This window comes from Corynebacterium poyangense (assembly GCF_014522205.1).
GTDB classification, from domain to species: domain Bacteria; phylum Actinomycetota; class Actinomycetes; order Mycobacteriales; family Mycobacteriaceae; genus Corynebacterium; species Corynebacterium poyangense.
Genome location: NZ_CP046884.1, coordinates 1217268 through 1236363, shown reverse-complemented (window position 1 = coordinate 1236363; position 19096 = coordinate 1217268). Strand labels below are relative to the sequence as shown.

Annotated in this window: 14 protein-coding genes, 2 pseudogenes and 1 riboswitch; of the genes and pseudogenes, 12 read left to right on the top strand and 4 right to left on the bottom strand. The window is 52.2% G+C overall.

Features of this window, described 5'->3' with window-relative positions:
- Position 1: 1 nt before the first annotated feature.
- Entirely contained in the window at positions 2-1297 is a 1296-nt protein-coding gene (locus tag GP475_RS05780; protein ID WP_262485244.1) for a class I SAM-dependent methyltransferase, read from the bottom strand.
- A gap of 193 nt (positions 1298-1490) precedes the next feature.
- Between GP475_RS05780 and GP475_RS05775 the strand changes: the two genes are divergently transcribed.
- The 6 genes and pseudogenes from GP475_RS05775 to pflA all read left to right on the top strand — a co-directional run bounded on the left by GP475_RS05775 (position 1491) and on the right by pflA (position 9660).
- Complete coding sequence (locus GP475_RS05775) at positions 1491-2888, top strand: NAD(P)/FAD-dependent oxidoreductase (RefSeq protein ID WP_187975660.1); 1398 nt, start codon at positions 1491-1493, stop codon at positions 2886-2888.
- A 44-nt stretch (positions 2889-2932) separates the two neighbouring features.
- A riboswitch (TPP riboswitch) is annotated at positions 2933-3036 on the top strand.
- Positions 3029-3850 carry a hydroxyethylthiazole kinase gene (gene thiM, locus GP475_RS05770; RefSeq protein ID WP_187975659.1) on the top strand — a complete coding sequence of 274 codons (822 nt, stop codon included), beginning with the start codon at positions 3029-3031 and terminating at the stop codon, positions 3848-3850. Its footprint overlaps the riboswitch before it by 8 nt.
- A complete protein-coding gene (locus tag GP475_RS05765) occupies positions 3843-6080 on the top strand; it encodes a bifunctional hydroxymethylpyrimidine kinase/phosphomethylpyrimidine kinase (protein ID WP_187975658.1) in 2238 nt (745 codons plus the stop codon). Before thiM ends, GP475_RS05765 begins: the two co-directional genes overlap by 8 nt.
- Positions 6081-6310: 230 nt before the next feature.
- Positions 6311-8131 (top strand): annotated as a pseudogene (locus tag GP475_RS05760) (pyruvate formate lyase family protein); the annotation flags it as partial.
- Positions 8111-8701 (top strand): annotated as a pseudogene (grcA2, locus tag GP475_RS12650) (autonomous glycyl radical cofactor GrcA2). The pseudogenes GP475_RS05760 and grcA2, both read left to right, overlap by 21 nt.
- Before the next feature lie 92 nt (positions 8702-8793).
- Positions 8794-9660 (top strand): pyruvate formate-lyase-activating protein, encoded by an 867-nt coding sequence (gene pflA / locus GP475_RS05750; RefSeq protein WP_187975655.1) that lies wholly within the window; start codon positions 8794-8796, stop codon positions 9658-9660.
- On the opposite strand, the gene GP475_RS05745 is transcribed toward pflA, so the two are convergent.
- Positions 9598-10236, bottom strand: a complete 639-nt coding sequence (locus GP475_RS05745; protein WP_187975654.1) for a class I SAM-dependent DNA methyltransferase — start codon at positions 10234-10236, stop codon at positions 9598-9600. The genes pflA and GP475_RS05745 overlap by 63 nt on opposite strands.
- A gap of 83 nt (positions 10237-10319) precedes the next feature.
- On the opposite strand from GP475_RS05745, the gene GP475_RS05740 reads away from it, so the two are divergent.
- On the top strand, positions 10320-11414 hold the full coding sequence (locus GP475_RS05740; protein ID WP_224400350.1) for a magnesium and cobalt transport protein CorA: 1095 nt from the start codon (positions 10320-10322) through the stop codon (positions 11412-11414).
- A gap of 4 nt (positions 11415-11418) precedes the next feature.
- On the opposite strand, the gene GP475_RS05735 is transcribed toward GP475_RS05740, so the two are convergent.
- Positions 11419-11853, bottom strand: coding sequence for a PaaI family thioesterase (locus GP475_RS05735; protein WP_187975652.1), 435 nt, complete (start codon positions 11851-11853; stop codon positions 11419-11421).
- Positions 11854-11924: 71 nt separating this feature from the next.
- On the opposite strand from GP475_RS05735, the gene gndA reads away from it, so the two are divergent.
- The 5 genes from gndA to GP475_RS05710 are packed head-to-tail and all read left to right on the top strand — an operon-like array spanning position 11925 to position 18516.
- Positions 11925-13379 carry an NADP-dependent phosphogluconate dehydrogenase gene (gene gndA / locus GP475_RS05730; RefSeq protein ID WP_187975651.1) on the top strand — a complete coding sequence of 485 codons (1455 nt, stop codon included), beginning with the start codon at positions 11925-11927 and terminating at the stop codon, positions 13377-13379.
- A gap of 16 nt (positions 13380-13395) precedes the next feature.
- Positions 13396-14661: a DEAD/DEAH box helicase gene (locus tag GP475_RS05725; protein ID WP_187975650.1), complete on the top strand. Its 1266-nt coding sequence runs from the start codon at positions 13396-13398 to the stop codon at positions 14659-14661.
- A 9-nt stretch (positions 14662-14670) separates the two neighbouring features.
- Entirely contained in the window at positions 14671-16050 is a 1380-nt protein-coding gene (locus tag GP475_RS05720; protein ID WP_187975649.1) for a hemolysin family protein, read from the top strand.
- On the top strand, positions 16047-17102 hold the full coding sequence (locus GP475_RS05715; RefSeq protein WP_187975648.1) for a hemolysin family protein: 1056 nt from the start codon (positions 16047-16049) through the stop codon (positions 17100-17102). The genes GP475_RS05720 and GP475_RS05715 overlap by 4 nt, the downstream gene beginning before the upstream one ends.
- A gap of 58 nt (positions 17103-17160) precedes the next feature.
- On the top strand, positions 17161-18516 hold the full coding sequence (locus tag GP475_RS05710) for a vWA domain-containing protein (protein WP_187975647.1): 1356 nt from the start codon (positions 17161-17163) through the stop codon (positions 18514-18516).
- Positions 18517-18534: 18 nt separating this feature from the next.
- Here the strand turns inward: GP475_RS05710 and GP475_RS05705 are convergent, their stop codons facing one another.
- On the bottom strand, positions 18535-19074 hold the full coding sequence (locus tag GP475_RS05705; RefSeq protein ID WP_224400345.1) for a MerR family transcriptional regulator: 540 nt from the start codon (positions 19072-19074) through the stop codon (positions 18535-18537).
- Between the last annotated feature and the right edge of the window lie 22 nt (positions 19075-19096).

Here is a 19096-nt window from a genome sequence, read left to right as displayed (position 1 = left end):
CTTAGCGTCGCCCTCCCCGATGCCGTGCAGTTAAGGTGAATTGCACAGCATCGAGCCATCCTAGGTCAAATAATGCTCGGCGTAGAGCAAATTGATAATGCCACATCCGTCGGAATACCGCGTCGAAACCGTCGGCTGCGGCTTCTCGTTGCATTCCCAAAAACTGAGAATTCTGCATTTCTAAGCTGTGCGCATAATGCCCCGCACTGTGTGTTTCGGCGATGACCCGCATGGTGGTGTGCCGATCAACGAGGCGGTGGACATCCTCTACCGTGGGATAACGAAGATCCGGCCAAATATACAACCGGAGCGCATCAAGTGCCTCATGGGCAACGTCCGGTAGTTGCTGGGTAGCGCAGACAGTTTGCACTCCCGCGCGAGCCGAGCTATCCAACATTCTTTCGATAGAAGCCACAAACAGTTTCCGCTCTCGCGCGCTGAGAAGTTCCATGTATTCCATGGAAATAATGGCGTCATAGCGACCCCGCCACTCCTGCGACGTCGCTACTGGATGCTCCAAGGGCTGTAGATGCACTGAGTCAGAAACACCCGCTAACACCAAAGGCTCATTAATTGCTGCCAGCACATTGTCATCGGCACTCAGGGAATCCACCGTAGCTCGACGCCGTGCTGCTTCAACAGCAACTAATCCCCCGCTGGCTGGGTATTCCAGGACGTGAGATCCTGGAGAGACGTGAGTTTCTTCCAACAACCGCAGAACTGCTCGGCGCTGGGCATCTGAAAGGTCCGCTCGTTCTACTTCCACCGGGTTATCAATGGTCGTGATATCCACAAAGTGGGTGCCTGCTTCGCTTCCTCGTCCGGCTCCGCGCACATGACTAGGAACAGCGGTGCGCTCCGTTGTGGAAACTCCGGTAAAGATTCCGCCGAAGAAGCTCATTCCATCGGTTGTGCTGACCCGGATCAGTTCCGGCGGCAAGCCGCCTCCGTCATAATCATCAAAGCGGAAATGGGGCCGGCGACGTCGAGCTTTAAACCCAACGTCCAGGAGACAACGAAGAACCCTCGTCAAATCTTTAGTCCGCCACTCTCCTGCCATCCAGGATTCAGCTAATCCCACCCAGCCGTTTCGCGCTAGACGGGGAAATAACGCCTCCTGATCAACAATCAAATCAGCATCAATGCCCTCTAGCGAAAGACCAGCTTTGAAACATGCCCGGGCGAATCGTGCTTCAGCTAGACGAGCCCAGGTAGACATACCAGGTCCGGACGGAATCTCTACTATCCCAGGCCACAGTTCAGGGTCGATTTCTGCCAGATGCTCGCCGCTTATCACCTCGAATATCCTACTGCCTAAGCGCGCGTTTTCGGGGAGGCGCGAGGAGGATATCCGACAAGTTCATAGCAGAAAAAATTGTTTTTATCCGAGGCGAATGACACAACTACTGAGCGACAGGTCTACGATAGTTCTCTACTGACGTTGTCAGAACTTCCAGATATCCCCCATGACAATAGGAGATCTTTATTTCATGAGTGAGGTTTACCGTCCCGATGGTGGCCGCAAGCATGTGGTAATTATCGGTTCAGGGTTTGGCGGACTATTCGCCGCCCATGAGCTGGACAATGAAGATGTCGATATCACTCTTATCGACCGCACTAACCATCACCTCTTTCAGCCCCTGCTCTACCAGGTGGCTACCGGCATTTTGTCCTCCGGTGAAATCGCTCCTTCGACCCGTCAGGTGTTAGCCCGGCAGGATAATATCGACGTCATCAAGGGCGAAGTCACTGACATCAATCTTGCCGAACAAACGGTTACGGCTTCCTTGGGCCACTACCAGACCACCTACAGTTACGACTACTTGATTGTCGCTGCTGGCGCTAACCAGTCCTACTTCGGCAATGACCACTTCGCGGAGTTTGCGCCGGGCATGAAAACCATTGATAATGCCTTGGAAATCCGGGCTCGAATCGTGGGTGCTTTCGAACGAGCTGAGCTGACCCGTGACCCTGTGGAACGCGAAAAACTCCTCACTTTCACCATCGTTGGGGCGGGGCCAACTGGCGTTGAGCTGGCTGGTCAGCTTGCTGAAATGGCTCATCGCACCCTCGCTGATGAATACCGTCACTTCGCACCAAGCTCGGCGAAAATTGTCCTGCTTGATGGCGCCCCGCAGGTGTTACCGCCGTTCGGAAAACGACTCGGCCGCTATACCCAGCGGCAGTTAGAGAAGCTAGGAGTTACTGTTAAACCCAATAGCATCGTGACCAATGTGGACGAAAACACAGTGACATATAAGTCCACCGTCGATGGTTCCGAACACACCATTAACTCCTTCTGCAAGATTTGGTCCGCCGGTGTTTCCGCTTCCCCACTTGGCAAGCTCATCGCAGATCAGGCTGGCTTAGAAGTTGATCGCGCAGGTCGCGTTCCCGTCAATAATGACCTGACTGTGGGAACCTTCTCCAACGTTTTCGTCGTTGGTGACATGATCAATCTCAATGGCCTACCCGGCGTCGCTCAGGTAGCAATCCAGGGCGGTGAATACGCAGCCGAGCAAATTGCCGCTGAGGTTTCGGGCCGCGAGGAATCCGCACGAGAACCATTTGACTACATCGACAAAGGTTCCATGGCCACCATCTCCCGTTTTTCTGCGGTAGCAAAAATGGGGAAGATCGAAGTCACCGGCTTCTTTGGTTGGGTTCTGTGGCTCTTGGTGCACGTGATGTATCTCGTTGGTTTCCGAAATCGCTTCGTGTCCATCGTCTCTTGGGGTATCAACGCCCTGTCAAAGAAGCGCTGGAACTTGGCAGTCACCCGCCAACAACTTCATGCTCGCACCGGTTTATTGAAGCTGGGCCGTTCTGTTGATGATGACAGTGATCTTCCCATCGAGGTGCGGGAAACTAACCAATATAAAGGTTAAACACGGTTAGGTGGTCAGGTCCATTCCAGCTGCTAGTATCGGGCCAGAGGGACACGGGGTGCGCCGCTAAGATTTCGCCGGCGCTGAGAAAACACCCGCTGAACCTGCTCTAGTTCGAACTAGCGAAGGGATGTCACCTGATGACACAGCCTGCTTTATCTGAAGCATTTCATGCTCTACAGTCAACTTCCCCGTTGGTGCAGTGTCTCACCAACAAAGTTGTTGCTGAAATTACCGCAAATGTGTTGCTCGCAGTGGGCGCTGCTCCGGCAATGTGCGACACCCCGGAGGAATCCGAAGGTTTTGCTGAAGTTGCTTCCGGGGTGTTAATAAACGCCGGAACCCCATCCGCTGAACAGTATCAAGGAATGCGCGCCGCTATTAAGGGCGCGTCAAAAAGCAACACCCCTTGGGTGCTGGATCCGGTCGCTGTCGGGGGGCTTACTCACCGCACCCGTTTCTGCCAGGAGATCGTCCAGCGCCATCCCACCGCCATCAGGGGAAACGCCTCGGAAATTTCCGCCTTAGCGGGAATGGGATCCGGCGGACGCGGTGTGGACGCTACTGATGAGGTCACCAGTGCGCTCGACGTAGCCCGCCATCTGGCCCAAGCGCACAATTGTGTCGTGGCGGTTTCGGGACCTCAAGACCTCATTGTTTCGGCTGATCGGATTACCTGGTTAACTTCCGGCGATCCACTTATGCAACGTCTCATCGGCACGGGTTGCTCCCTTGGTGCAGTGTGCGCCGCCTACTTAGGCGCTGCCGCCGATCAAAAAATTTCCGCCCATGATGCCGTTCTCGCTGCCCACGCTCATCTCGGTGCCGCTGGATCGCACGCCGCAGCTTCTTCCTCCGGGCCTGGCAGCTTTCACGCGGCGTGGATTGACGCTCTCTATAACCTGACCGACCAGGATATTTTCCACGCTATCGAGATCCAGGAGGAACACCACAATGCCTAATTTTTGGGATCTCTACCTCGTGACCGATCCTGACCAGGGGGGCGGGCCCGATCAGGTTCCTCACATTGTCGACCAAGCTATCTGCGGTGGCGTCACTGCTGTCCAGCTGCGAGATAAACACGCTGATGACGCTACCTTTGAAGAACGCGCCCGCGCATTAAGTGAAATTATTGGGGCCAGAGTTCCTCTCTTCGTCAATGATCGGCTCGATTGTGCTCTCAAATTAGGGCTTCACCTTCATATCGGCCAAGATGACACTCCTTATGAGGAAGCTCGACGCGCCTTGCCCTCACACCTTATGATCGGGCTTTCTATCTCGGTGGAGTCAGAACTTGACGATATTGTCCAACGCTGCCATGACGCACACCTTCCTCTCCCAGATGTCGTAGGAATCGGCCCAGTCCGCGCTACCTCCACCAAGCAAGACGCCGCTGCTCCGTTAGGAATTGAAGGGCTAATAAATCTCGCCCACAAAGCTAAGAGCCTCGGTATGCCCTGCGTCGCAATTGGTGGTGTGCATCTCGATAACGCAAGCGACATCATCCAGCACACGGTAGTTGACGGACTCTGCGTTGTCTCCGAAATTATGACCTCGCTGAATCCAGAACAAGCAGCTAGAGATCTTCGGAAATGTATTACCGGGTCACGCGCAATCAGGGGCAGCATTCCGAGGGTGTTATCCATCGCTGGTACTGATCCTTCTGGGGGAGCTGGTCTGCAAGCAGATCTCAAATCCATCGCAGCCGCTGGTGGATATGGCATGGCGGTGGTTACCGCCTTGGTTTCCCAAAACACATGCGGTGTCCGTGATATTTTCAGTCCCCCATCGGAGTTTCTCAAGCAGCAACTAGAAGCGGTGAGCGACGACGTCACGATTGACGCTCTCAAAATTGGAATGTTGGCAGATAGCGACACCACCGCTGTCGTATCTGAGTGGTTGACAAAGAATCGCCCACCGGTCGTCGTACTAGATCCAGTAATGGTGTCTACGAGCGGCCATCGTCTCTTAGCAGCAGAAGCCGAAGATGCTGTTCGAAAATTCGCCGAACTTGCTGATTACATCACCCCCAATATTCCAGAACTAGCCGTTCTCTGCGGGGTGGAGGAGATATCTTCTTTTGATGAGGCCGTTGAACTGGCTAAACAATGGGCACAACGGACTAGCACCACAGTCATTGTCAAGGGCGGTCATCTGAGCGGACCGCAAGCCGATAATGCCCTTGTGGATAAATACGGTGCGGTTTATCGCATCTCTAACCCCCGCGTTCACTCTGAATCTACCCACGGCACCGGGTGCTCATTATCTTCCGCACTAGCTACCAAACTGGCCCAGGGTGGAGATCGGATTGAGGCTATCACGTGGGTCACGTCCTGGTTGCGTGAAGCCATTGTTCATGGTGAAGCTCTGGGCGTCGGATATGGGCATGGTCCAGTAGATCATAGCCACCAAGCTAGGCGCCTAGCTGAAAATGGAAAGGCTCACATTCCCAGGTACCGTGAGCTTCAGCATGTGCCATTCTGCGATGGAACCACACCTCACCGTCTGGGGCCGTCACCGCGGAATCCCGTTGATCTTCCCCGCATTGCGGCACCTGGGCCTTGGACTAACGCTTTATGGCGTATTGGCCATGACTACTGGCTTAACACCCTGAACTCGGACTTTATCCAGCAACTCGGTGAAGGTTCTTTGCAACCGAAAGACTTCAGTTTTTACCTCTACCAAGATTCGCTCTATCTCCGAGAATATTCGCGGGCTTTGGCAACCCTTGGAGCTAAAGCACCGGAAACCTCTGATTCCTTGGCGTGGGTTGCGGGTTCTCAACAGTGCATTGTGGAGGAAGCGGAACTCCACCGCACCTGGTTGCGTGATCATGATGTCAACCGCACCGGAATGTCTACCGTGACTGCTGCTTATACTGACTTCCTCAAAGCCACAACGTCACTTTGCGATTATGTTGTTGGGGTTGCTGCGGTTCTGCCCTGCTATTGGTTGTATGCCGAAGTAGGTAAAGCCTTATCCCACCGTAATTTTCCGGTGCACCCTTATCGGGCATGGCTTGACGTCTATGGTGATGAGGACGCTTTCATTGAGGACGTTCGACAGGCGTTGCTCCGGGCGGAACAGGCTTTTGAACGCGCCACTCCTCAGCAACGTATAGCTGCCGTCGAAGCTTATCTTGCTGCGTGCGAACACGAATATCATTTCTTCGATCAAGCATTAAGGCAATAGCTCACATAATCGGACCCAATGTCGTGCCACTCACATCCGGGTGTGCCCGATTCCACAAGTATAAAAACCCTACCTTTGGGGCACATCGTCCTACAATAGGTTCCGTGAGCGGTGATACTTGATCGATTTACCTCGATTGAGCTGTTGACCGTGATAAAAGATTGCCGATACCCTCGGCACTTTGACCGACACACATCGCGTAACCCGTGATTGAGTGAAAGGTAAAAATATTGACGACTACTATTTCAGCTGCCACGGAAGCCTGGGAAGGGTTTACCCCAGGTGACTGGACAGAAAATATCAATGTTCGGGATTTCATTCAGAAGAACTACACTCCTTATGAAGGTGATTCTTCTTTCCTTTTCCCCGCGACCGATAAAACCCTTCGTACCTGGGATTATCTAGAAAAGCATTATCTGTCCGAAGAGCGTAAGCGTCGTGTCTACGATGTAGATACCCACACTCCGGCTGATATTGACGCATTTCCGGCTGGCTATATCAATGATGAAGATGACGTCATCGTCGGCCTTCAAACTGATACCCCGCTCAAGCGGGCCATGATGCCTTATGGCGGCTGGCGAATGGTAGAAACCGCTATTCACGAAGCCGGGAAAGACGTAGACCCTGACGTCAAGAAAATCTTCACTCGGTATCGGAAAACCCACAATGATGCGGTATTCGATATCTATACCCCACGAATTCGCGCCGCCCGTTCCTCACATATCATCACCGGTTTGCCCGACGCCTACGGGCGTGGCCGTATCATTGGCGACTACCGACGAGTAGCCCTCTACGGTATTGACAAATTAATCGAGGAAAAACAGCGGGCTAAAGACGCTGTTGCGGGCCAGAACTTCTCCGAGCATTGGGCGCGTTATCGGGAGGAGCATTCTGAGCAGATCAAAGCACTCAAAAAGCTCAAGACCCTCGCTGAATCATATGGCTTTGATATTTCCGGTCCGGCTCACACCGCCAAGGAAGCAGTCCAGTGGACCTACTTCGGCTACCTCGGTGCCGTAAAGAGTCAAGATGGAGCAGCCATGTCCTTTGGCCGGCTCTCCCCATTCTTTGACATCTACTTTGAACGCGACCTGGCCCGTGGCTTAATCACTGAGCAAGATGCTCAAGAAATTATCGACGCCCTGGTCATTAAACTGCGTATCGTCCGCTTCCTGCGCACCATCGATTATGACCAGATTTTCTCGGGCGACCCCTATTGGGCCACCTGGTCTGATGCTGGCATCTCCGAAGATGGCCGTTCTCAGGTTACGAAAACTTCCTTCCGTTTACTTCAAACTCTGCGCAACCTCGGTCCGGCTCCGGAACCGAATATCACGATTTTCTGGGATCCCTCCCTCCCCGAAGGCTATAAGTCGTTCTGCGCCGAAATCTCTATTGAAACTTCCTCGGTCCAGTACGAATCAGACCGCCAAATTCGGGAGCAATGGGGCGATGACGCAGCTATCGCCTGCTGCGTTTCTCCGATGCGGGTAGGCAAGCAAATGCAATTCTTTGGCGCCCGCGTCAACGCTGCTAAGGCTTTGCTATATGCCATCAACGGTGGACGTGATGAGGTCACTGGAAAACAGATTGTTGCAGAACCTCACGCTCCCATAGAGGGCGACGGCCCCTTGGACTTCGATGAAGTCTGGCAACGCTATGAGGAAATGTTGGACTGGGTCATCGGAACCTATGTGGAAGCACTCAACATTATCCACTACTGCCATGACCGCTACGCCTACGAAGCCGTAGAAATGGCGCTCCATGATTCAGATATTGTGCGCACTATGGGTTGCGGTATCGCTGGTTTATCCATCGTCGCAGATTCGCTATCTGCAATCCGCTATGCCAAGGTTTATCCCATCCGCGATGACACTGGCCTTGTAGTTGATTACCGGACCGAAGGTGACTTCCCCATCTACGGTAACGACGATGATCGCGCAGATGACATTGCCGCCACTGTGGTTCACACCGTCATGGACAAGATCAAGCAAATTCCGATGTATCGGGATGCAATTCCTACTCAATCGGTGTTAACCATCACCTCAAATGTGGTCTACGGCAAAGCCACTGGGTCCTTCCCTTCAGGCCACGAGGCCGGGACCCCCTTTGCCCCCGGTGCCAATCCAGAAAACGGAGCCGATAACCATGGCATGGTGTCCTCCATGTTGTCGGTGGGCAAATTGGATTATCACGATGCCCTCGATGGTATTTCGTTAACCAACACCATCACCCCCTCGGGCTTGGGCCGCGATAAGCAGGAGCAGGTTAACAATCTGGTTGGTGTGCTTGATGCGGGGTTCATCATGAATGACCCTGGAACCTGCAGCTAGAAGATATTTTTACTAAGAACTACGAAGGAGAAAAGAATGAGCACCAAAACTTTTGACGAGCGTCTCCGCAGCATGAAAGCCGCCCGCAGCGCACACAACATGGATGCTGGCTTATATCACGCCAACATCAACGTCCTTGACCGTTCCACCTTGGAAGATGCCATGGAGCACCCGGAGAACTATCCTAATCTCACTGTTCGGGTATCCGGGTACGCCGTGAACTTCGTAAAGCTCACCAAGGAACAACAGCGCGACGTTATTTCCCGTACGTTCCATCACGGAGCATAATCACCCACGTACCTCGAGCCCACCGTGTGCTTTTCTTGAGCCACGGCGGGCTTATTCCCACCTTGTACCAGTTTTAAGGAGATTGTTCGACGATGGCCTCGGACGGAATTAGCGGTGTAGTCACTCTAGACCCGGAATTCGGTGACCGGGTACGTGGCGTAGCCCAAGGCATTGGCAGCGAACATGTTCAACTTGATCGCGCTGAGATGCTCGCTGCTCGTCGACAAGGCGAGATTGCCCTGGTGCACTCCTGGGAAATGGTGACCGCCGTCGACGGGCCAGGAACCCGGATGACGTTATTCCTGTCCGGTTGCCCGCTACGTTGTCAGTATTGCCATAATCCTGACACCATGGAGATGAAAACCGGAACCTTGGAACGTCGAGCGGACATTGTCCGGAAAGTCCTGCGCTACAAGCGGATTTTCCAGGTATCCAAAGGGGGCCTAACAATTTCCGGTGGAGAACCGCTTTTTCAAATCGAGTTCACCCGAAAACTCTTAGCCGAGGTACACGCAGCTGGAATTCATACCTGCATTGACACGTCCGGTTTTCTTGGATCACGGTTAAGGGATGAGGACCTTGACAATATTGATCTGGTCTTACTTGACGTGAAATCAGGTATTCCAGAAACCTATAAAAAAGTCACTGGTCGAACACTGCAACCCACAATTGATTTTGGGGATCGCTTGGCACGGCGAGGCCTCAAGGTATGGGTCCGGTTTGTGTTAGTCCCCGGACTTACTGATGCCCTTGACAACATTGAAGCGGTAGCCGATATCGTGGCGCGGTGGAGCGATAACGTGGAACGCGTGGAAGTACTACCGTTCCACAACATGGCCTCTGATAAATGGGATGAACTGGGGTTAAAGTACACCCTAGAGAATGTGGAGCCTCCCTCAGCTGAGCAAACTGAAGCCACTCGCGAGGTTTTCCGTTCCCGAGGCATCACTACGTTCTAGTGCCAATACCGCCACCAGGAATGAGGAATTGCTATTCCACGGCGCCAAGTCCCAGGAACTAAAAAGATGCTGGGCTATGAATCCGGATTCCTTGGCGGTACCCAAGAAATCCTCAAAATCCCAGCCTCGGCCAGCCCCATATCCCACCACGCATCGTCCATGCGGAGCTAACACCTCACGGAGATGAGCAAACATAGCTCGGCGATCTTCGGGCGCAATGAAGCTGACCACATTCCCGGCAAGAACGATGAGGTCATAAGGACCCGAGGGCTGGGGATCTTTCCCTAGATCAGACTGCACCCAGTGCGCCTCTGGAAAATCATGCCTGGCGTGGTTGAGTAAAACCTCATCAATATCAGTACCGGTTACGTGATGCCCACGTTTCGCTAAGTATCCCCCTACCCGTCCCGTGCCACACCCCGCATCTAAAATGACCGCTCCACGGGGCACCATGGCGTCGATCAGTCTTGCTTCCCCATCAATATCCCGCCCCTCCTCAGCAAAGCGTCGCCACCGAGCTGCATAAGTGTGGGAATGCTGGGGATTCTTTTCTAAAATCTGCTTCCAGGTTGGCATAACCACCATCATAAAACTTCGCGTTATAGTCTTATCTTGGTTCTACCGCGCCGCCAGTTTTTTGATCAGGAGGATGATTGCCTGTGAACGGGAAAATAACGCGCACTGTTAACACCTCAAGTCAACAGAGAAATGCCCCCATCCCCACTGATGACAACGCAGCGGTAGAACAGGCTATCGAATATTGCCGGGTCTACCACAACGGTCGTAGTCTTCCCGGTCACTACAGTTATGGTGCGGCCATCGCCCAAGTCGCACGAATCAGTGAACAAGAAGGCCCAGGTACGAGTTTTGTGTGGCTAGCTTTAGAAGAGCCTACCGCAGAACAAATGAAAGTCGTCGCCGGACATTTTGAGGTTCACGAACTCATTGTGGAAGACGCAGTTGAAGCCCATCAACGCCCGAAAGTAGAACGCTACGGTGACCAGTTGTTCATTGTGGTGCGCTCAGTTAATTATCAAGATCTGGATTACATCGACGATGGTCGGCAAATGATCTCCACTGGTGAAATCCAAATGCTGGTGGGCAAGAATTTCATTATCACCATTCGCCACCACAGTCCTTCAAGTGGTTTAGCTCATCGTCTCGATCACGATACCCAGCTATGTGCTCGTGGCCCCGCCGCCTTAGCGTGGGCCGTTGCTGATGACCATGTGGCGCGCTACGGGTGGATTGCCGATCAACTCGGTGAAGAAGTTGATTCTTTAGAAGAAGAAGTCTTTACCCCTAATTCTCGCTTCAATATCGAGCAGATTTACACCTTTAAACGAGAAATTCTAGAAATGCGTCATGCGATTGCTCCCCTAGTACCGGCGCTTCGTCAACTAGCTGAGGGGCATAAAGATTTAATGAGCAAGAAATTACGCTCCTATTTTCGCGACGCCCTGGATAATCATCTCATCGTCACCGACCGTATCGCTGGTTATGATGAACGGCTAACTGCCCTTATTGATGCTGGCGTTGCGAAAATCACTATGCAGCAAAACCAAGACATGCGAACAATTTCCGCCTTGGTGGGAATGGCAGCTGTACCTACCTTGATTGCCGGAATCTATGGAATGAATTTTGAGCACATGCCGGAGTTATCCTATAGCTTTGGCTATCCCCTGGTGCTGTTGCTCATGGTTGTCATCGTCGCATTTTTAGCTTGGTGGTTCCGAAAGAATGAATGGCTCTAGACGCCTAGCGCACCATGGTCCGCAAGATGGTACGCGCAACCTCATTACCTTCGTGGCTCATAATAATTTCAAACAATTGGGTCCGGTTCCCCAACTGGATGGGCCGGCACACCGCTGTAATCACCCCGGCTTTGACTGAAGCAATAAAATCTGTGGAATTGTTCACCCCAACAATGCTTCGTCCTGGTGCACATACCATTCCAGCCAAGGACCCTACTGTTTCCCCTATACCGCAATAAACTCCACCATTGACTAGACCTGCGGGCTGTAAGTGGTGTTCTCCAACCGCTAATTCTGCTACGACCTCTTGCTGACTAAGCGCAATAAATTTTAATCCCAGCAACGCGCTGTACCCCGACGCCCGATTGTTAATTGCCTCTAATTGTTGCTCCGTGGCTGGCCCTTCACCAATTTCGTTAATAGCCTTCATTAAGTCCATAGCTACTTAGTTTACGTGATCTAAGCTGGCTGAACCCAAAGGCCAGCAAATTAAGAGTACTATTGGCAACCATGAGTACAGAGCAGAACCTGGCACAAATTGGCGTCGTTGGCTTAGCAGTTATGGGCTCTAATCTTGCCCGAAACTTCGCTCACAAAGGCCATACCGTTGCGGTCTATAATCGCAGTACCTCTAAGACCGATAAATTAATTTCAGACCACGGTGAAGAAGGCAATTTCATCCCTTCAGCCACTATCGAAGAATTTGTTGCTTCGCTGGAGCGCCCGCGCCGCGCCATCATCATGGTTCAAGCGGGGAAAGCCACGGATGCGGTGATTGAGCAATTAGCTGACGCAATGGAGCCCGGCGACATTATTATCGATGGTGGCAATGCTTTATATACCGACACCATCCGCCGGGAAAAAGAGATTTCGGCTCGCGGTCTGCATTTTGTGGGTGCCGGAATATCGGGTGGTGAAGAAGGCGCCCTTCACGGCCCGGCTATTATGCCCGGAGGTCCGGCAGAATCTTATGAAGCTTTAGGCCCGTTACTAGAATCTATTGCCGCTAAGGTGGACGGAACTCCCTGCGTCACTCATATTGGCCCAGATGGCGCCGGGCACTTTGTGAAAATGGTTCACAACGGTATTGAATACGCCGATATGCAGGTTATTGGCGAAGCCTATCATTTGCTCCGCTATGCCGCTGGTATGGAACCCTCAGAGATTGCCGACGTGTTCCGGGAATGGAATTCCGGGGATCTTGATTCTTATCTTGTTGAGATTACCGCTGAAGTGTTATCCCAGGTTGATTCAGAAACCCAGCGTCCATTGATCGATGTCATTGTGGACTCAGCTGGGCAAAAGGGTACGGGGCGTTGGACAGTGAAAGCCGCTCTGGATCTGGGCATAGCTACTACTGGGATCGGCGAAGCCGTCTTCGCCCGCGCCCTTTCTGGTGCTCAACGTCAACGCGCCGCCACCTGCCAAGCTCTCCCCAGCGGAGCGGTAGAAACCTTCGATGACTTAGGCATTGATAAAGCAGACTTCGTTGAAGATGTGCGACGCGCACTCTACGCTTCCAAGCTAGTCGCCTACTCCCAAGGCTTTGATGAAATTAAAGCTGGTTCTGAAGAACATAATTGGAATGTGGATCCGCGAGACCTCGCCATGATCTGGCGTGGCGGCTGCATCATTCGCGCTCAGTTCCTCAATCGCATCTCTGAAGCCTATGACCATAATCCCGAGGTGGAGTCGCTCCTTCTTGATCCTTATTTCCACCAAGAAATGGAAAATCTCGTAGATTCGTGGCGTCGAGTCGTCGTCGCAGCCACTCGCCTAGGTTTACCCGTTCCGGTGTTTTCTTCCTCCCTGTCCTACTATGATTCTCTTCGAGCAGAACGTTTACCGGCTGCTCTTATTCAAGGTCAGCGGGACTTCTTTGGCGCTCACACCTATCAGCGGGTAGATAAGCCAGGGCGGTTCCACACCCTGTGGTCCGCTGATCGATCCGAAATCGAAGTATAGGGATAGCTTTTATTTAGTGAGCAGCTTCAAGGACCTAGGATTAACGCTCGCACTGTGCCAAAGCTTGAGCAAAGCCGGCCTGCGCGAGCCTTTTCCCATTCAAACCCAGACCATTCCCGACATTCTTTCTGGCTGTGACGTATTAGCCAAAGGACCAACTGGGTCTGGTAAGACCTTTGCCTTCGGCCTTCCTATTCTCTCCCTGCTCGCTGGAGCGCCGTCTTTGCCAGGGCACCCTCGGGCGTTAATTCTTGCTCCCACCCGAGAGTTATCACAACAGATTCTTGATAGCCTCTCCCCTCATGCTGCAGCAGTAGGACTCCGCATGGTTGCTGTCATAGGCGGCGTCCCCTTAGCTAAGGATCGCCGGTTATTAGCCGCACCTGTCGATGTTCTTATCGCTACTCCTGGCCGGGCCATTGATCTAGTCAATCACGGCTTGATCCACCTTGACCAGGTTGCCATAACGGTTCTCGACGAAGCTGACGAAATGTCCGATCAGGGTTTTTTGCCCCAAGTAAGGACTCTATTAGAGGGCACCCCACAGCAGTCTCAACGACTGTTGTTTTCAGCCACCTTAGATGAGGACATCACCGAGATCGTTAGGAGGTTTCTCCACGATCCACAAGAACATACATGCACTGAGAACGCCTCTCAAAACGACCAGAAAAGATACGTCGTGTTTCGGGTTAACAATGCCCGCGAACGCCAGCACATCCTGGCTCGAATAGCAACACGACAAGGGCAAAGCGTTTGTTTTGTCAGGACTCGCCATAGCGTCGAACGTCAACGAGCCGCGCTTCAACGCTATGGGATTAGCGTCTCTGCTCTTTCTGGAGCGCAGACCCAAAGACAGCGACAAGATGCTCTGGACGGGTTTCGGACCAAGCGCAGTAATATGCTGATCGCGACTGATATTGCTGCACGTGGGATTGATATCCCTCAGATGGATCTGATTGTTCACCTTGAACCACCCCAGGACCTCAAGAGCTTTATTCATCGCTCCGGGCGGACCGCACGTGCTGGCTCCTACGGCACTGTGGTTATGATGTGCTTACCGAAGCAAGTTTCGGTGCTGCATCAAGTTTTAGGACAAGCGCAGGTGAAAGCCTCATGGTACGAGGTGCACCCTCGCTCCCCTGAACTTGAGCGCATTCTGGGTGCAATGGAGTTTCCTTCTTTCACCAGGGAACCTCAACGCACCCCAAATCGTTCTACTCGTACCAGGCGGTTGAACCGAAACCGCCGCTATTTTCGGAAAGATGCTCACAAGGCTCGGTAGCCACCGACAATGGACATAGTGATAAGTATCCTCGCACTGCTAGGTTTCGTGCTGCTTACCGCCAGCACCGGTTTTTTTGTGGCAATTGAATTTGCTCTCACCGGTCTAGAACGATCCACGGTAGAAAACCACGCAGCACAGAAGGGTGATCGGAGAGCCCGCGCGGTGTTGAGGGATTTTCAGAACCTCTCCTTTGTACTTTCCGGCGCTCAGCTAGGAATTACCGTGACGACCTTGGCTACAGGTTTCCTGGCTGAACCGGTCCTCGCCCGGTTTTTTACCCCGTTACTTCTCCTCCTAGGCCTCAACGAGGTATCTACCACGGCAATTGCCCTAGTTCTCGCATTAATCATCGCAACATTGTTGTCGATGGTATTTGGGGAATTAGTGCCAAAAAATATTGCTATCACCATGCCCCTAGCCACAGCTCGGTTTGTGGCTCCGCCGGTGAATGTCTTCAACCGGGGATGTGCGTGGTTTATTAAATTGCTCAATGCTTCAGCTAATGCTCTGGTTCGGAAGCTCGGTTTCGAACCAGCTGATGAGCTTGCCTCGGCCCGGTCGGCCCAAGAATTAGGTGCCTTAGTTCGTCACTCTGTTGAGGCTGGAGATTTTGATGCCAATACGGCACAAGTTTTGGACCGATCCTTACAATTTGGTGAAACAACGGCTGAGGAATTGATGACTCCGCGCTCTACCGTGGATTTCCTCGATGCCTCGGACACTGTTGATCAGTTAATACGCTTGGCCCAAGAATCAGGGCATTCCCGCTTCCCGGTTGCGGACTCTGATTTAGACCAACCCATCGGGGTGGTTCACATTAAAGACGCTTTCTCCGTTCCCAGAGAGCAACGCTCCACAGTTACCGTCAATATTCTAGCTAGGGAGATTAAATCAGTACCTGCAAGTCTCGATGGTGACTCTGTCTTAAACGCCGTTCGTTCGGCAGGCTCGCAGTTAGTTCTGGTCGCCGATGAATACGGAGGCATTGCTGGTCTCGTGACTATCGAAGACGTCGTCGAGGAAATCCTCGGTGAGGTCTATGACGAACATGATGATTCCGAAGCCGAGCGTGACTTCCAACAATTTGGTTCTAGCTGGGAGGTTTCCGGGCTAGTCCGAGTGGATGAATTAGATGATGCAATTGGCTACACCGCCCCAGAGGGCCCCTATGAAACTGTTGGCGGATTAATCATGTCTGCCATGGGCAAAATTCCCGACGTCGGCGATGTGGTCCTGCTTCCAGTCTCCGAGCACCAATTACGCGCCGAATTTGAATCAGGGATTTCCGGACGATGGATAGCGCGGGTAACGGTGATGGAAGATCGCCGCATTGACAAAGTAGTCTTTTCCCCGATTAGTCACCAGGAGGCGAAGGATTACCAGTGAGTATTTTCACGACAATTCTGCTTATTGGTGCGCTACTACTAGGTAATGCTTTCTTCGTAGCGGGAGAATTCGCCATGATTTCTTCTCGTCGAGATCGCCTAGAATCTCTCATCAGCCAAGGGAAAAGCAGTGCTCGAAAAGCGCTCTTTGCGGTCGAACATCTTTCCATCGTGCTCGCCGGAATGCAGTTGGGAATCACTATCTGCTCTTTGATTCTGGGTAAAGTCGCAGAGCCAGCTATCGCACATTATATTGAGGAACCCTTTACTGCCTTAGGGGTTCCTTCTTCCTTAATTCATCCCATCTCCTTTGTCATCGCCCTAGTCATCATCACCTTCCTCCACATTCTCTTCGGTGAAATGGTGCCTAAGAACATCGCTATTGCAGGACCAGAAACTCTAGCCATGTGGCTTGCCCCTGGGGTGATTTTGTGGATGAAGCTGACCCGACCTGGTATTGAATTCATGAACTGGTCAGCGCGAATTACTTTGAAACTGTTTGGTATCGAGCAAAAAGATGAACTTGATTCCACTGTGGACCAAGAACAGTTGGCCAGTATGATCGCTGAGTCACGTTCTGAGGGGCTGTTGGATGCGGAAGAACATGCTCGACTTTCTAAAGCCTTAAAGTCCGAGAATCGCTCGGTCAAAGAAGTGATGATTCCGACGGATCAGGTGCGTTGTATTCCTAATGGGAAAGGCGGACCTCTATTGCTTGATCTGGAAAAAGCAGTAGTGGAGACTGGTTTTTCACGGTTTCCGGTTCGAGCAGCTAATAGTTCCTATGTCGGCTATGTTCATATCAAAGATGTCCTTGATCGAATTGGAACAGCCAGCGCCCAGGACCGAATTCCCGCTCACCAAATCCGGCCGCTCATCATTGTGCAGTCGGATGCTGCCATGGATGAGGCTCTGCATAAATTGCACCTCAAATCAGCACACATGGCTCAAGTTCGTGACCACTCCGGCAAACTTCTCGGGATTATTACCTTGGAAGATTTAATCGAAGAATACGTGGGAACAGTTTCTGACTGGACACACGAACAGACTTAAATCCGCGATACAGTGGGGAGTAGAGAGTACTGATCATCCGGTGTAGAGGGGTGTATTTATGGCACGTCATTCCAACGGGCAAAGGAATTTTCGTTTAGCCCCCGGTTTGATTGCTCTCATCGTGATTATCGCGGTGATACTTGCGCTTAGCGCCGGATGGCTAGCTTTACGTCGCCACAATGCCACAGTATCCGAGGCCAGCCAAAAGGAATGTATTGAAGGTCACCTGGAGGTCCCCATTTTCGAGAGCACCCCTGGTGTAGCTGGCGCTCTCATTGATCAGTGGTCTCACGAAAACTCTGTGATTCGGGATTACTGCGTTCATCCCACTTTCGTGGCGAGCCCGGATCAAGCTGCAGCACTCGTCGGACTTAGTAATGATGACATTGACGAATCCCTCTCCCAGGGGAAACGTAGTGTCTCAGGGACTCATATCCAGACCCGATTAACTTTATCCCTAGCGCTTAAAGAGGGATCCCAGCTAGCCGATGATCCCGCCACCACCCTTTTCCCTGAGCCGCAAGCAGCAGCAATAGCCTTAGCATTAAGTGGTGGTGACCAAGATGAAGCTGCGAAATTGCTCAATCGAGATCACGATCTTAGCCTTGACCAGGCACTTCAGGGGCATCCCCCAAGCCTGGCTGTTTCTACTATTCCCGAGGGTTATCACCGAGAAGCCCTCCCCTACCAGGTCAATTCAATTTTGGTACCACTGACTGCTACGGAGAAAGTCAACGAAGAACAGACACGAGCCGGTGCGGCCTTTGTGGAGTACGCCGCTACCCACGATCAATCCCAACCTAATGAAGTTCTTAATGAAGCGGCTTTGGCGCAATTGAGATCTGCACAGCAAATGCTTCCTTCCGCAGATACTCTCTTTCTCCTTGACACCTCGGGGCGGATGAATTCTGAATTTGATCATCAGCCGGCATTTGAAGCTACTCGCTCAGCAATAACGGATGCTGCTGAACAATTAGGGCTCCAGGGTAAGACTGTAGCGTTGATGAATTATTCTTCACCTCTTAGCCCAGGAGTCACCAAAGGTTGGCGAGTCAATAGTGAATTTGGTTCTGCGGATAAGGTCAAAGGAGACCTTGCGCTCTTGCACACAGGAGGTGTTCCCCAAACTCGGTCAGCTGTGATGAAAGCTTTAGAACTGGCCGAACAACACCACCGGGATAGCCGAGTTGCCACTCGGGTAGTGGTGATTTCCACGGGAACAGACGAAGCTATTGATGATATAAGTTTCCGGAAAAGTATTGAGGATGCCCGGCAACAAGGAATAGATCTACGGCTTATTCATCTGGGTGTGGAGCCGATGGATTCTGTCCTAAGCGACTACCACCCTGCCCTACCCACATCTGTGGTTCAGTTGAGGCAGATGGTAAGTCACTGGGTGGGAGTGCGGATTTAACCCCTCAGCAAAGGTGTTTTAGGAAGTCCGACGGCGACGTCGCTCTGCGAGTTCATCTACCAGAGCAAAACCATCGGCATCATCGGAGATTTTCTCGGCCGGGAAAGCGGAAATTGTGCCGGTCAATTCTTTCACAATTCCAGGTACGGCGATTCCAAATACACCTTGGCCACCGCCCAATAAGTCAATAACATCGTCATTGGAACGGCATTCATAGACCGTTTTGCCATCTGATACCAGGGTGATTTCTGCGAGGTCGCTGACTCCGTGATGACGAAGCTTGTCGACAGCGAGTCGAATATTTTGCAAAGAAATACCGGTATCAAGCAATCGCTTAACAATCTTGAGAATCAAGATATCGCGGAAAGAATAAAGACGTTGAGATCCTGAACCTCGAGCGTCACGAATCGACGGGGTCACCAAGTCAGTGCGTGCCCAATAATCTAGCTGCCGGTAGGTAATACCCGCTACTTGGCAGGCGATAGGGACGCGGTAGCCTACTTCTTCATCGGGGCCAAGATCAAAAAGAGCCTCCTGGTGTGGCGAATCGTAGTTCATCTGCATACTCCAATTGCTGAGG

What these genes read in the sequence shown, in the direction of transcription:
- GP475_RS05775 (WP_187975660.1), top strand. Translation starts at nt 1,491, where the DNA reads ATGAGTGAGGTTTACCGTCCCGATGGTGGCCGCAAGCATGTGGTAATT.
- thiM (WP_187975659.1), top strand. Translation starts at nt 3,029, where the DNA reads ATGACACAGCCTGCTTTATCTGAAGCATTTCATGCTCTACAGTCAACT.
- GP475_RS05765 (WP_187975658.1), top strand. Translation starts at nt 3,843, where the DNA reads ATGCCTAATTTTTGGGATCTCTACCTCGTGACCGATCCTGACCAGGGG.
- pflA (WP_187975655.1), top strand. Translation starts at nt 8,794, where the DNA reads ATGGCCTCGGACGGAATTAGCGGTGTAGTCACTCTAGACCCGGAATTC.
- GP475_RS05745 (WP_187975654.1), bottom strand. Translation starts at nt 10,236, where the DNA reads ATGCCAACCTGGAAGCAGATTTTAGAAAAGAATCCCCAGCATTCCCAC.
- GP475_RS05735 (WP_187975652.1), bottom strand. Translation starts at nt 11,853, where the DNA reads ATGGACTTAATGAAGGCTATTAACGAAATTGGTGAAGGGCCAGCCACG.
- gndA (WP_187975651.1), top strand. Translation starts at nt 11,925, where the DNA reads ATGAGTACAGAGCAGAACCTGGCACAAATTGGCGTCGTTGGCTTAGCA.
- GP475_RS05720 (WP_187975649.1), top strand. Translation starts at nt 14,671, where the DNA reads ATGGACATAGTGATAAGTATCCTCGCACTGCTAGGTTTCGTGCTGCTT.
- GP475_RS05710 (WP_187975647.1), top strand. Translation starts at nt 17,161, where the DNA reads ATGGCACGTCATTCCAACGGGCAAAGGAATTTTCGTTTAGCCCCCGGT.
- GP475_RS05705 (WP_224400345.1), bottom strand. Translation starts at nt 19,074, where the DNA reads ATGAACTACGATTCGCCACACCAGGAGGCTCTTTTTGATCTTGGCCCC.